13 protein-coding genes are annotated in these 13,375 nt (G+C 61.6%); 3 read left to right on the top strand and 10 right to left on the bottom strand.

Annotated features, from left to right (window positions below):
* Positions 1-27: 27 nt before the first annotated feature.
* The 5 genes from thiI to KVT38_RS23190 all read right to left on the bottom strand — a co-directional run bounded on the left by thiI (position 28) and on the right by KVT38_RS23190 (position 4,264).
* The gene (gene thiI, locus KVT38_RS23210) at positions 28-1,254 is read right to left on the bottom strand and encodes a tRNA uracil 4-sulfurtransferase ThiI (protein WP_217596126.1); all 1,227 of its coding nucleotides are present in this window, start codon (positions 1,252-1,254) and stop codon (positions 28-30) included.
* A 3-nt stretch (positions 1,255-1,257) separates the two neighbouring features.
* Complete coding sequence (locus KVT38_RS23205) at positions 1,258-2,415, bottom strand: cysteine desulfurase family protein (protein WP_254639474.1); 1,158 nt, start codon at positions 2,413-2,415, stop codon at positions 1,258-1,260.
* 108 nt (positions 2,416-2,523) lie between these two features.
* The gene (locus KVT38_RS23200; protein ID WP_217596124.1) at positions 2,524-3,324 is read right to left on the bottom strand and encodes a lytic transglycosylase domain-containing protein; all 801 of its coding nucleotides are present in this window, start codon (positions 3,322-3,324) and stop codon (positions 2,524-2,526) included.
* A 155-nt stretch (positions 3,325-3,479) separates the two neighbouring features.
* The gene (locus KVT38_RS23195) at positions 3,480-3,689 is read right to left on the bottom strand and encodes a DUF1540 domain-containing protein (RefSeq protein WP_217596123.1); all 210 of its coding nucleotides are present in this window, start codon (positions 3,687-3,689) and stop codon (positions 3,480-3,482) included.
* Between the two features lie 86 nt (positions 3,690-3,775).
* Positions 3,776-4,264: a YpuI family protein gene (locus KVT38_RS23190; protein ID WP_217596122.1), complete on the bottom strand. Its 489-nt coding sequence runs from the start codon at positions 4,262-4,264 to the stop codon at positions 3,776-3,778.
* 214 nt (positions 4,265-4,478) lie between these two features.
* Between KVT38_RS23190 and KVT38_RS23185 the strand changes: the two genes are divergently transcribed.
* The 3 genes from KVT38_RS23185 (at position 4,479) to KVT38_RS23175 (ending at position 7,947) form a co-directional block, all read left to right on the top strand.
* Positions 4,479-6,482 (top strand): S8 family peptidase, encoded by a 2,004-nt coding sequence (locus tag KVT38_RS23185; RefSeq protein WP_217596121.1) that lies wholly within the window; start codon positions 4,479-4,481, stop codon positions 6,480-6,482.
* A gap of 216 nt (positions 6,483-6,698) precedes the next feature.
* Positions 6,699-7,463: a DsbA family protein gene (locus KVT38_RS23180; protein WP_254639473.1), complete on the top strand. Its 765-nt coding sequence runs from the start codon at positions 6,699-6,701 to the stop codon at positions 7,461-7,463.
* 16 nt (positions 7,464-7,479) lie between these two features.
* Positions 7,480-7,947, top strand: coding sequence for a disulfide oxidoreductase (locus KVT38_RS23175; protein WP_217596120.1), 468 nt, complete (start codon positions 7,480-7,482; stop codon positions 7,945-7,947).
* Positions 7,948-8,016: 69 nt separating this feature from the next.
* Here the strand turns inward: KVT38_RS23175 and KVT38_RS23170 are convergent, their stop codons facing one another.
* The 5 genes from KVT38_RS23170 to KVT38_RS23150 all read right to left on the bottom strand — a co-directional run bounded on the left by KVT38_RS23170 (position 8,017) and on the right by KVT38_RS23150 (position 13,249).
* A complete protein-coding gene (locus KVT38_RS23170) occupies positions 8,017-9,246 on the bottom strand; it encodes an aminopeptidase (RefSeq protein ID WP_217596119.1) in 1,230 nt (409 codons plus the stop codon).
* A 45-nt stretch (positions 9,247-9,291) separates the two neighbouring features.
* Complete coding sequence (locus tag KVT38_RS23165) at positions 9,292-10,524, bottom strand: aminopeptidase (protein ID WP_217596118.1); 1,233 nt, start codon at positions 10,522-10,524, stop codon at positions 9,292-9,294.
* A gap of 195 nt (positions 10,525-10,719) precedes the next feature.
* Positions 10,720-11,682, bottom strand: coding sequence for a metal ABC transporter substrate-binding protein (locus KVT38_RS23160; RefSeq protein ID WP_217596117.1), 963 nt, complete (start codon positions 11,680-11,682; stop codon positions 10,720-10,722).
* A complete protein-coding gene (locus KVT38_RS23155) occupies positions 11,679-12,596 on the bottom strand; it encodes a metal ABC transporter permease (RefSeq protein WP_217596116.1) in 918 nt (305 codons plus the stop codon). Before KVT38_RS23155 ends, KVT38_RS23160 begins: the two co-directional genes overlap by 4 nt.
* Positions 12,539-13,249, bottom strand: a complete 711-nt coding sequence (locus KVT38_RS23150) for a metal ABC transporter ATP-binding protein (protein ID WP_217596115.1) — start codon at positions 13,247-13,249, stop codon at positions 12,539-12,541. Before KVT38_RS23150 ends, KVT38_RS23155 begins: the two co-directional genes overlap by 58 nt.
* Between the last annotated feature and the right edge of the window lie 126 nt (positions 13,250-13,375).

Below are 13,375 nucleotides of genomic sequence, written 5' to 3'. Positions count from 1 at the left end.
GCCCGCATAGGCTTTTGTTCATCTTGCTTAAAACCACCTATCCTCAGGCGCTGCCTGCGGATGTTTGTCTTCCTTTCCCTGCGCCGTCATGACGACCGTCTCCGTCCCCGCCACCGCCTCGGCCACCAGACGCTCGAGCTGCTCGCCGAGCGTGTGCTCGATGCCTTCGACGACGCGCAAGTTCGGATTGGTAGCCGGCGATTTGGGCACGAACAGCGTGCAGCAATCCTCGTAGGGCAAAATGGACGTCTCGTACGTACCGATCCGCTCGGAGATCCGGATGATCTCGAGCTTGTCCATCATGACGAGCGGCCGAAGCAGCGGCAGCGAAGCCGTCCGCCCGATGACGTTCATGCTGCCCAGCGTCTGGCTGGCCACCTGGCCGAGGCTGTCGCCCGTGACAAGCGCGAGCGCGCCCGACCGTTCCGCGAGGCGCTCCGCGATTCTCAGCATCGACCTCCGCATCAGCGTAATGATCAAGTGATCCTGCTTCTGCTGCGCCAGCAGCGTCTGCAGCTCGGTGAACGGCACGAGATGAAGCTTGATGCGCCCGCCGTAGTAGGCCAGCCGCTGGGCCAAAGCGACGACCTTATCCGTCGCCTGCTGGCTCGTGAACGGGTAGCTGTGGAAATGCACGGCTTCGATCTCCAGCCCTTTGCGCATCGCGGTCCAGCCGGCTACGGGGCTGTCGATGCCGCCGGACAGCAGCAGCATCGCCTTGCCGTTCATGCCGAGCGGAAATCCCCCAGCACCGGGCACGACCGTGCAGTAGACGAAGACGCCCTGCTGCTGGATGTCCAGCCGCAGCTCGACGTCCGGCTCGCGCACGTCCACCCGAAGCGACGGGGTGTTGCGCAGCACATGGGCGCCGACCAGATGGTTCATTTCCATCGAATCGTGCGGGAATGCCTTCCAGGCGCGCTTCACGCTCATTTTGAAGGTCGAAGGCACCGGCCGGTGCGCGTCCATGACGGTCAGCGCAGCCTTGCGAATCTCTTCGAGATCGTGCTTCGCCTTTAACACCGGGCTGATCGTCCAGATCCCGAACACGTCGGTCAATCTGGACAGGACGAGCGAACCGTCCGCCCCATTCAACTTAATATATACGCGGCCGAACGAGCTCTCGTACGTCAGCTCCGGGTATTCCGCCAGCGCCTGCTTGATCTTGCCGAGCATAAGCGATTCAAACTTGCCGCGGTTGCGTCCCTTGAGCGTGAGCTCGCCCAACCGAACGAGCAAATAATCAAAATTCATCGTCTAGTCCCTTTCCAGCGGCTTCAGCTTGGCTACGGTTATCCGCAGCCGCTCGGCCAGCGTATCGATATCCCCGGTGTCATGCTCGTCGCCGAAGCTGACCCGGATGCTCCCGGCTCCCCTCGCTTCGCCCAGTCCCATCGCCATCAGGATGCGGCTCGGCTTCAGGCTCTTGGACGAGCAGGCCGATTGTGTCGATACGAGCACGCCGTGTTCTTCGAGCATATGAAGCAGCACTTCCGGCCGCATCCCCGGATAAGAAAGGTTGACGATCTGCGGGGAGGCGAGGTCGGCGTCCGCGGGGCTGTTGAGCACGAGCTCGGGAATGTCCCACACGGCGTCTATCAGCCTGCGCCTAAGCTCGTACATGCGCGCGCGCCGCTCCGGCATCGATTCGAGGGCGAGGCGAAGCGCCTGCGCCATGCCTACGATGCCCGGCAAATTGTGCGTGCCGCTGCGAATGTCGCTCTCCTGGCCGCCGCCCGCGAGCAGCGGGCGAAGCTTCAGCCCTTCGCGCACGAGCAAATAGCCGGCGCCTCTCGGCCCTCTGAACTTGTGTGCCGACGCGCTGTACAGATCCACGCGTGACCGCGCCCAGTCGAATGGCACCTTGCCGACCGCCTGTACGCCGTCCACATGGAACCGGATGCGCGGATGGCCGCGGAGCAGCTCGCCGATCTCGTCGATCGGCTGAAGCGCGCCCGTCTCGTTGTTGACGTGCATGACACTCACAAGCACAGTATCCTCGGCTATGGCTGCGGCGACTTCCGCAGGGCTGACCCGGCCGTTGGCATCGGGCATCAGATAGGTGACGCGAACGCCCTCGCTCTCGAGCTGCCTGGCCGTCGCATGCACCGAGGAATGCTCGATCGCCGTCGTGATCAGGTGCTTGCCCTTGCGGCCCGTCTGCCCCAGTATGCCCTTTAATGCCAGATTGTTGCTCTCCGTGCCGCCTGACGTAAAGACGACCTCGGCCGTCGCCGCGCCGAGCAGCGCGGCGACGGCCGATCTGGCGCGCTCGACCAGCTTGCCGGCATCGGTGCCGGCCCGATGAAGCGCCGAAGGATTCGCATAGTGCTCCGCCATCAGCTCGGCGACCGTACGGATAACGGATTCATAGGGCGGCGTCGAAGCGCTATGATCGAAGTAATAGGTTTTCAATAGCATATTTCCTTTCTTTGCCGCAAACAAAGAAAAAGACCAAGGGCGGCACGAAGCCGCCCTGATCCCCTTCTCGCGTCAGCGCTCAGTAATCTGGTGAGCCGTCGCTTACGGCAGCGTCCAGCCGCTGCGCGCCGACAGCACTTTGCCGATATACGCCTGCGTCTCTGCCGGCAGCTCGGACAGTCGAGCCGCCACGTCCTCGTCGGTGCGCAGGCCAATGCGGTCGACGCGTCCCGGCCCTGCGTTGTAGGCGGCAAGCGCGGTCATCTCACTGCCGTCGTACTTGCGCAGCAGGTAAGACAGGTAACGGCTGCCGCCGTCGATATTTTGCGCAGGATCGAACGAATCATGGACGCCGAGGCCCGCCGCGGTGCTATCCATCAGCTGCATAAGCCCTTTGGCGCCTGCCGACGAGCCTGCGGTCGGGTTAAAAGAGGACTCGGTCTGGATGACGCCCTTGATCAGCGCGGGATCGATCCCGTAGCGCGCAGCGGCGGCCCGGATCAAACCGTCGTAAGCCGACGTGGATGCGCTCGCGTCCGCCGCGAACTCGCCCGCGCCGTCCGGCTCGACGCTGTTCAGAACGCTCGTCGCATTCGAACGGGCATTTAGCAGGGATGACGCGAGGCCCGTCCCGCCGGATACGGCGTTCATAGACGGCAGAGCGATACTCGCAAAATCGGATGCGGCGGCCGGCGCAGAAGTATCGCCGCTCCCGAATGCGCCCGTGCCGCCCATGTACTGGGCGAGCAGCTGGGTGAACAAATTGTCGTCCCCGGCGCCCGAGGTGACCGCGTCCGCGCTCCCCGCGAACGGATCGATGCCTGAAGAAAGCTGCGCAAGCAAAAGCTGCTTCAACATGCGCGGGTCGACAGAATTGCCCGTGATGCCGTTAATATATGTCATTGACGAATCCGCCCTTTTATTCGACATTTTGCCTTTTCATTGTACAACACTTCGCGGCGAACGACCAGCATAACGCGGCGAATAATGCTGCACAAGCGCAATCGCCGTCCGCTCCGGACAACCCGGCGCGGACGGCGATCGGCGAAAACGTAAGATTAGGAATGCGGCTTGAAGGTCAGGCAGCAGGTGCTCTTCGAGCTGGCGGCTCGGTCTTGGTGATCGGCGAACGACTCGTCCGCGAACTCTTCGTTCCAGTCGGCCTTGGCGTGCGCGTCGATCTCGATGGCGATCTCTTCGGCGCCGCACCGGTTGCCCTTGTCCCAGAACACGCAATTGCTGACGCTGCAGGCTACGCCATTAGGCATAACGGAAATCACCTCCGCCGCTTAGTCTGGCCGTGAACGGCCGGCGCATGCGGGCGGCGGTTAGGAATGTGCAGGCTTGCTTGGCCTTATTTGGACTGCAAACGGCATTGAATCAGGTATTCGCTCTCATAATAAGCAAGGTCTTCCCGAAGCTCCTCGTACACCCGCGATACGCCAAGCACGAGATCGCGCGCCGCACGTACGGGCTTGGCGCGGAAGCGAATCGCATCCTGGCCGGTGTACGCGTAACGGCCGTCTTCGGAATAGCCTTCGTTTTTTGGATAAAAAAAGGCGTTAACGCAATAATGATAAACCTCGTACAGCGAACGCTCGGCGGCCTTCTCGTCGAAGTTCGGCCGGCGCAGCAGCGCGCCCAGCTTCTCGTAGGATACCTCGGAAAAAACGAGCAGGTGGCGGAGATCGGACAGCAGTCCGGCGTAAAACGATTCGGTGTTATCTTCGGCAACCAACTGCGGGAGCGCGTGTCCGTTCAGGAAGGTCTCAAGTGGATCGATGGCCGCTTTCAGTTTGTCGCGGCTGGACTCGGCTAACGCCTTCACGTTGGCGGATGGCATAAATTGCTTTCCCCTTTCCATTATGCACATGCATGGGGCGCCTCACAGAGTTCCCGAGAGACGCAATGCCTCTATCGTATCATAAATCGCCCCCGAACGGTACTGCGACGCCGCAATTCCCCCGTATAATTTTTGCCCCGTATCAAAGCCTACATAAGGAGACGAACCGACACCATCGCGTTCGCCCCTACATGCCAAAGGAGTCGATCCGCCCATGCGCCGCCGATATGCGATCATCGGATTGTTATTCACCGTCGCCGTGGCCGTCCTGGCCGTGCCGCTCGTCGTGCCTCATCCCGGCGGTCAGCACCGCGCTTCGCCCCCGTCCCCGTCTGCTTCCGGTCCAGAGAGCCGTTACGAGGCTGCGGCCAAGGAAGAGCACGCCCAAAAGCTCGGCACCGTTAAGCGGGATATGGAGACGACCGGCATGCTGTGCCGAATCGAATGCAGCAGCGATATGCGCAAGCTCGCGGCAGCGGCTGCCAAGTCCGGCTCGCGCCCTTTGTCCGACGCTCGAAAAAGAGCTTTGATGAACGACATGCTGTCCGCCAACCCGCACTTTGAAGCCATGGTCTGGACGTCGGGCTCTGCCGGCTCTTCGGACGCCGCCGTCGGCGATAAGCTGGCGCGATACGATCGAAAGGTTCAAAAAGCGTGGCAGGAGGGCGTGTCCGCGGTACGCCAAGGACGAAGCTACGAATCCGCCGCTCTGCCGGTCCACGGCGACAGCGGCTACGTGCTCGCGGTGCCTGCCAGGCGCGGAAGCGGCGGTCTCGTCGCCGTCATCCATGCGGACGCCGTCGACGAAGTCGGCAAGCATCAGCGCCGCAACCTGCGGCTCGTGCCGTATCCCGACAACGGCCGGTTCAGAACCCAGGCGACGGAGCCCGGCAGGCTGAAGGACAAGCAGGTGTCGTCCGGCGACGCCAACGGCAACGCGAGTCATTATGCCGTCAACGAAGTCGTCGTCAAGCTGCGGCGCCAGCTCGCGTCGCGGGAGCTGCTTCAGCTGCGCAAAACGTTAGACCTGTCGGTCGCCCGCGAGCATCGCAGGCAGACTTACGTGTTCCGCTCGAAGACGCTGCAGACCGCACAATTAATCGACTATTTTAAAAAGCATTGGAATCCAGTCTTTGCGGAACCGCATTACCTGTACTTGACCAACGACGGCAAGCCTGCCGGACTTATGACCGCTCTCGGTGCGGACAGTCCGCTCCAGACCGACATCGTCCCCAACGATACGTTGTACGGGCAATACCAGTGGAACCTGCCCGAGATCGCGACGGAGCGGGGCTGGAACGTCACCCGCGGCAAGCAGGACATCGTCGTCGCCGTCGTCGATACCGGCGTCCAGCTCGACCACCCGGACCTGAAGGGGCGGTTGGTGAAAGGCACGAATATCGTGGACCCTTCGGCGCAGCCCGAGGACGACGTCGGCCACGGCACGCATGTGGCCGGCATTATCGCCGCCGAGGTGAACAACAACGAAGGCGTCGCGGGCATGACCTGGTACACGAAGGTGATGCCGGTCAAGGCGCTGGACAACTCCGGCGCCGGCACGACCTACTCCGTCGCCGAAGGCATTATCTGGGCGGCGGACCACGGCGCGAACGTCATCAATCTAAGCCTCGGCAACTATGCGGAGGCCCAGTTCCTCCACGACGCGATCAAGTACGCGCACGATAAAGGCGTGCTCGTCGTCGCCGCCAGCGGCAACGACAACACGGATCGGCCCGGCTACCCGGCCGCCTATCCCGAGGTCGTCGCCGTCGGCGCCACCGGCTCCGACGAGCTGCGGGCGCCGTACTCGAACTACGGCGACTATATCGACGTGGCCGCGCCGGGCACCTCCATCGCCAGCACGTATCCCGGCAGCCGGTATGCGGCGCTGTCCGGCACGTCGATGGCGACGCCGCACGTTTCGGCGCTCGCTTCGCTCATGCTGGCGGCGAACGGCAGCTTGACGAACGACCGGGTCGCGGATCTGCTCGGCAAAACCGCAAGAGATCTCGGCGCAGCCGGCAAGGACGCGGAATTCGGCTACGGCCAGATCGACGTTAGCGCGGCCGTCGAAGCGGCCGCAGGCAAAAAAGCGGCTCCGGCCGCGCCCGATCAAAGCGCACAAACCGATGTACAAAACACAGGCCGGCCCGACGTCGTCGAGCAGCGGCTTCTGGAAAGACTGCAAAACCTGCTGTCCGGCCTGCTGGGCCGCTGAAAGCCCTTCAGTTTTACGGCTCTACCCCAAAAAGCCGTTCAGCCGCGAAGCTTCGGATGCCGCGTCCCCCGCTTCGCCCGGAACGGCTTTTATTTGCCGTCTCCAAAACTACGATTTGTCGTTTGACTCTCGGACTTCTATAATAGAGAGAAGCGCGACCTTCAGGGTCGCCGAAATTGCGATGAATATTCATCCGTCACGAAGGGGTCGAACTCATTGGACAAGGCACAGCGCAAGAAAGAGGAAAGGCTTAAAAAAGAAGAGCTGGCGCGCAAAAGGCGCAAGCAGTCGCGAATCTGGGTTTGGACGACGGTCGTGGCCGCCGTGGCGATCATCGTGCTGGCGATCGTTTTCAGACCTCAGCCCGAGGATTTGAATTTCGATTACGATACGATGCCCACGATCGGCCAGGCCGATGCGCCGGTGAAGCTCGTCGAGTTCGGCGACTTCAAATGCATTACCTGCAAATTTTTCAACGATGAGATTTATCCGAAACTAAAAGCGGACTTTATCGATACCGGCAAAATGTCGCTCAGCTTCATGAACTTCACGATCATCAGCCCGCAGACGGATTCGCGTACCGCGGCGCTCGCCGCGCAGGCGGTCTACCATCAGAACAACGACGAGTTCTGGAAATTTTATCATGCCGTTTACGAGAATCAAGGCGCCGAGAGCGCGACATGGGCGACTTCGGACTTCCTCGTCAAGCTGGCGAAGGACAAGTCGCTGAAGCTCGACTTTGACAAGCTCAAAAAAGACATCGACGACGCTACATACAAGGCCGAAGTGGACAAGCACAACAAGATCGCGCACGACAACAACTTTGGCGGCACCCCGACGCTTGTCCTGAACGGCAAAAAGCTGTCCGATGACCAGGCGCTTAACTACAACAATCTGAAAGCCGAGATCGAGAAGGCGCTGAAGGAGACGCAGGAAGCGCCGGCCGCTTCGTCCGCAACCGCTTCCGCCTCGGCTTCCTAAGGGGGACACTTTAGCGATGCGCTCGTTTATCCGGGCTAACTTCCTGTACCTGGCATGGGTCGTCTCGCTTGTCGCCACCGGCGGCAGTCTGTACATGAGCGAGGTGCTTAGCTACGCGCCCTGCAAGCTGTGCTGGCTGCAGCGCATATTCATGTACCCGCTCGTGCTGCTGCTCGGCCGCGCCGCTATCCGCGGCGACCGGCGCATCGTCGGCTACGTCGCGCCGCTGATCGCGATCGGCGGGCTGATCTCGCTCTATCACTACGGCGAGCAAAAGGTGCCGGGCATGGCGAGCATCCTCCCCTGCACGGTCGGCGTTCCGTGCAATGAAGATTACTTGGATTGGTTCGGCGTCATTACGATTCCGCTGCTCGCGTTGACCGCTTTTATTCTGATCGGCCTGCTGCTGTGGTTCGGAAGCAGGAAGCGGGGGCAGGATGGCTGGTCCGAATCCGACAATTCGGATTTCGAAGACGAACGTTAAGCCGAGGCAGCAAAACGGGACGAAGCAGCGGATTTCCCTGCTTCGTCCCGTTTTGCGTTTGGCCGATTTCTACGCCCAATTGCCGTTTCTGAAAATAGGCACGACCGTGCCGTCCGCAAGAACGCCGTCGATGTCCATCTCGGCCGACCCGATCATGAAGTCGACATGCGTGATGCTCGTATTGACGCCGCTTGCCGCCAGCTCTTCCGGGGACATCGTCTTGCCGCCCTTGACGTTAAAGGCGTAGCCGCTGCCGATGGCGAAGTGGTTGGACGCATTCTCGTCGAACAAGGTGTTGTAGAACAAAATGTTCGACTCCGAAATCGGCGAGCGATGCGGAACGAGCGCCATCTCTCCGAGATAATGCGAGCCTTCGTCGGTCTCGACGAGCTGCCTCAATATCTCTTCGCCTTCCTCGGCCTCAACCTGGACGATCCGCCCGAGCGCGAACGTCAGCTTGAACCGGTCGATGATGTTGCCGGCGTAGCTGAGCGGCTTCGTGCTGCTCACATAGCCGTTCACGCCGTCGCGCTTCGGCGCCGTGAATACTTCCTCGGTCGGCATGTTCGCCATAAAGCTGACGCCCTCCGGCGTCACGCTCGAAGCGCCGACCCACAGGTGACGATCCGGCAGCTCGACCGTCAGATCCGTGCCCGCGGCCTTGTAGCGCAGCTCGCGCAGACGCAGGCCGTTCAGCCAATCGACCTTGCCGTGCAGGAGGCGATCGTGCTCGCGCCATGCCGCTACCGGATCGTCCGCGTGCAGCCTCACCGCGTCAAAAATGGCCAGCCACAGCTTGCTAAGCGCGATCTCCGGCGCGTCGCCGGGAAACACTTTTTGCGCCCAATCGTTCGAAGCCGCCGCGGCGACCGTCCAGGCGACCTTGTCGGATTGAATCGCCCTGCGGAATTCGGCGAGCCCCGCGCCCGCCGCTTTTTGATAATCGCCGATCCGCTGCGGGTCGACGCCCTTCAGCACGTCCGGCCCGGATGAGACGAACGAGATGAAGCAGGCGCCCTTTTCGACGAGTTGATTGCGTTTAAGCGTCTCCCAAGACGGGAACGCGCGAAAAACTTCGGGCGCCGCATGATCGTACTTGAGGCGGGACACCTTGTCGTCGCTCCAGTCTACGTGGACGTTGGACGCGCCTACCTCGTAGGCAGCCGCGGCGACGAGTCGCGTCAATGGCGCATTATCGATCTGGCTGACGATAAAAACTTCCTGTCCTTGCTGGACGTTCGCGCCGACCTTGACGATCAGCTCCGCGTACCGGGCCAGCTGCTGCTCGAATGGTTCCACAAGATCATCCTCCGTCTCGTTCGTAAATGGTAGGCCTCGAAAACGTCAGTCCGCCCAATTCCCGCCGCGGAACACCGGCACCGCCGTGCCGTCCGCCCGAATGCCGTCGATGTCCATGTCGGCCCTTCCGATCATGAAGTCGACGTGCACGACGCTCGCGTTGACGCCTGCCTCGCGCAGCGCCTCGGGCGACATCGTCTTGCCGCCTTCGAGCGTAAACGGGAAGCCGAGTCCGATCGCCAGGTGGTTGGACGCGTTCTCATCGTACAGCGTGTTGTAAAACAAAATGTTCGCGTTCGAGATCGGCGACCGATGCGGGACGAGCGCGACTTCGCCGAGGTAATGCGAGCCTTCGTCGGTCTCGACGATCTGACGCAGGATCTCCTCGCCCTCTTCGGCCTCGACGCCGACGATGCGTCCGTTCTCGAACGTCAGCTTGAAGCGGTCGATGAGCGTGCCGCTGTAGCTGAGCGGCTTCGAGCTGCTCACATACCCGCTGGTGCCGCCGCGGTGAGGCACCGTGAACACCTCTTCGGTCGGCATGTTTTTCATAAAGCCGACGCCATCCGGTCTCGTGCCTCCAGCCGTCATCCACAAATGACCTTTCGGCAGACCGATCGTCAGGTCCGTGCCCGGCGCCCGGTAGCGCAGCTTGTCGAATCGCTGTTCGTTCAACCAGGCGGCTCGCGCCTGCAAATTCGCGTCGTGCGCGCGCCAATTTTCTACCGGATCGTCCGCGTGCAGACGGACGGCATCGAAGATCGCCTGCCACAGCTTGCGGACTGACACCTCCATGGACTCGCCCGGGAATACCTTGGCCGCCCATGCCTTGGTCGCGCCGGCCGCGATCGTCCAGGCGATCTTGTCGGACGCCGTCGCCTGCCGATACACGGCTAGCGCTTCGCCGGAGGCCTTCTGATAGCTGCCGATCTTTTTGGGATCGACGCCGCTCAGCAGGTCGGGATTGGACGAGTTAAGGAAAATGAAGCAGCCCCCGCGTTCGACGACTTCGTTGCGGCGCAGCTTCTCCCATTCGGGAAACTGCGTAAAAACTTCGTCTGCGGCATGGTCGTACTTCAGGCGGGTAAGCGCATCGTCCGCCCAGTCCACGACGACGTTGGCCGCCCCGGCCTTGTAGGCGTGCTCCACGACGAGACGCGCGAGCGGCGCGCCTTCGATCTGGCTGGAGACGTAGACGTCCTGGCCTTGCTGCACGTTAGCGCCGATCTTTACGATCAGCTCGGCGTACTTGGATAAATCGCGTTCGAACTCCGGCATGTTCCACGCTCCGTTTTCAGATTACTAGCGTTTCCTATATTGTACCGAATTCGCCAATGGATCACAAACTGAACTGATCGGTCAGTTTAACGGAGCATCCATTGTTGCTCCCTGGGCGCGATGTGCCCGCATCAACAAGTAAAAACCCCGGGATGCCCGGGGCTTCGGTCGTCATATTTAGGCGCGCTGCGCGAGTCACGCGTTAAACGTTTTTTCGAGCGCGGCCAAATTCCGTTTCATCAAGCCGATATAGTCGAGTCCCTGCGCCTTGTCGTCCTTCGTCAGCCCCTCGATCGGATTAAGCACATCCGTCTTCGCGCTGGTCTCTCTCGCGATCGTCTCCGCAACTTTGGGGTCGACGAGCTCCTCGAAAAAGATCGTCGAAATGCCGAGCGACTTGACCTCCTTCACGACGGAGGCCATCTGCGCGGGCGTCGGCTCCTGATCCGGAGACAGGCCGGAGATCGCAAGCTGCGTCAGTCCGTATTCGCGGGCCAGGTAGCCGAATGCGGCGTGCTGCGTCACGAACGTCTTCTGCTTGGCTTGCCCGAGCACAGCGCGGTAGTCCGCATCGAGCTGCTGGAGCTTGGCGATGTAGGCTTTGGCGTTCGCTTCATAGTCGGCAGCGTGCGCCGGATCGGCTTTGGACAAGCCGTCCCGGATATGCTCGACTTCCCGCTGTGCAAGCACGGGACTCAGCCACGCGTGCGGATCCATGCCCTCTTGCTCGCCGTCTGACGACACTTCGCCGCCGGAGGCGCCCAGCTCAAGCCCCGCGGAAGCTTCGACTTCGACGCGATCCCCGCTTCCCGCGCTAGCGATCGCCTGCTCGGCCCAGCTCTCCACGATGCCGTTGTAGACGAACACGTCCGCTTTGGACAGCAGCGCCATATCCTTGGGCGTCGGCTCCCAATCGTGGGGCTCCACGCCGCCCGGCACCATCATCGTCACGTCGGCGAAGTCGCCGGCGACCTGCCTGGCGAACTCGTACATCGGGTAAAAGCTGGCTGCTACTTGAAGCTTGCGCTGCGAATCTGCATGGGCACCTGCGTCCGAGGCCGAGTTCGATGTATTTGTCCCGCCCTTCGTCCCGCAGCCCGCGAGCAGCATCGACACGGCCAGCGAGGACAGCGCCGCCTTGGCCAGAATCGTTTTCATCCGCGCGACTCCCCCTTGTCGGCGACGCGCGCCGAGCTGCTGAAACGCGCAGCCTCGTACGGCGCGTCCGGGGCGCCCTCGGCATGGCCCTGCCTGCTCCTGCGTTTCGCCGCGCGCAGCGCACCCTTCTTCAGGCCGATGCCGACGAGCAGAATCGCGAGCAGGATGAGCGCGATCGTCGCGCCCGGCGGCGTGCTGAAGGCATAGGAGGCGGCAAGTCCCGACCAGACGCCGCCGAGGCCGAACGCCATCGAGAAAAGGATCGCCAACGAGAAGCTCGAAGCGAGCCGGATGGCGAGCGCCGCAGGCAGGACGACAAGCGACGAGACAAGCAGCACGCCGACGATCGGCATCGCCGCGGCGACGATCATCCCGGTAACGACGCTGAATGCAAGCGACAGCCAATTGACCGGCAATCCGGACGTCTTGGCCGTATCCTCATCGAACGTCATTTGATAGAGCGGGCGTCGCATTAAAATGAAAAACAAGGCGGCCAGCACAGACACCGCGAGCATCAGTATGAGCTCGGTCCGGTTGACGGCCACGACCGAGCCGAACAGGTAAGACGAGAAGCTCTTGTTCACGCTCTGGTTCAGGTTCATAATGATGACCGCGCTGGATAGCCCGCCGACCATGATGATCGCGACGGAAATCTCGCTGTACGTCTTGTATGAACGGCGGACGTATTCGACGGCGACCGCGCCGACGATGGCGATGGCGAAGCCGGTCAGAGTCGGATTCCAGTGGAGATAGGCGCCGGCTGCGATGCCAGCCAGCGAGACATGCGAGAGCATGTCGGCCATCAGCGCCTGCCTGCGAAGCATCAGGTAGACGCCGAGCGCCGACGCGACGAGCGCTATGAGCGCACCGGCGAGAAATGCCCTCTGCATGAAGTCGTAGTGCAGCATCTCCACTTGCCATCCTCCTTCCGTTCCAGCTCGATGATGCGATCCAAATAAGGCGATACTTCGTCCAGACCGTGCGTGACCATGACGACGGTGCGACCATACTGCTCCGTCTGCGTCTTCATCAGCTCGTAAAAACCGAACCGGCTCTCCCGGTCCATCCCCGTCGTCGGTTCGTCCAGCACGAGCAGGTCCGGCTCCATCGCCAGCGCCCGCGCGATGCAGATTCGCTGCTTCTGGCCGCCGGACAGCTCGCCGATCTTGCGGTACCGCAGATGCCACATCCCCACTTGCTTGAGCGCCAGCTCCGTCTGCTCATGGTCCCGGGCGTTCAATTTTCTCAGCCACGAGCCCTTCGTATAGCGGCCGGAACGCACGAACTCCAGAATGCTGCTCGGAAAGCCGCTGTTGAACGCGGCAATCTGCTGTGGCACATAACCGATCGTCAGCTTGCCGCCCCCCTCGCTTCGAGAGGCCAGGCTGATCTTGCCTTTCCAAGGGGCCAGCAGGCCCATCATGAGTCGGAGCAGCGTCGTCTTGGATGCGCCGTTCGGTCCGGTTACGGCGACGAATTCGCCTGCGCCAATCTCCAGATTCACGTCCTCCAGACTCGGTACGTCGTCGTACCCGAACACGACCTGCTCCATCGCCACGAGCGCCATTTGCGTTCTCCTCCTCGTCCTTTATCGTAAAAGTTACGCTTATATTGCATAACGAAAGCCCGCTTCGCAGCCGGCTTCAACATACTAATCTTATTTTATCCGTAACAATTACACTTAAACAATATA

The sequence above is a fragment of the Cohnella sp. GbtcB17 genome, from assembly GCF_019091135.1.
Classification (GTDB): Bacteria; Bacillota; Bacilli; order Paenibacillales; family Paenibacillaceae; genus Cohnella.
This window is presented reverse-complemented; position numbering and strand designations above follow the sequence as displayed.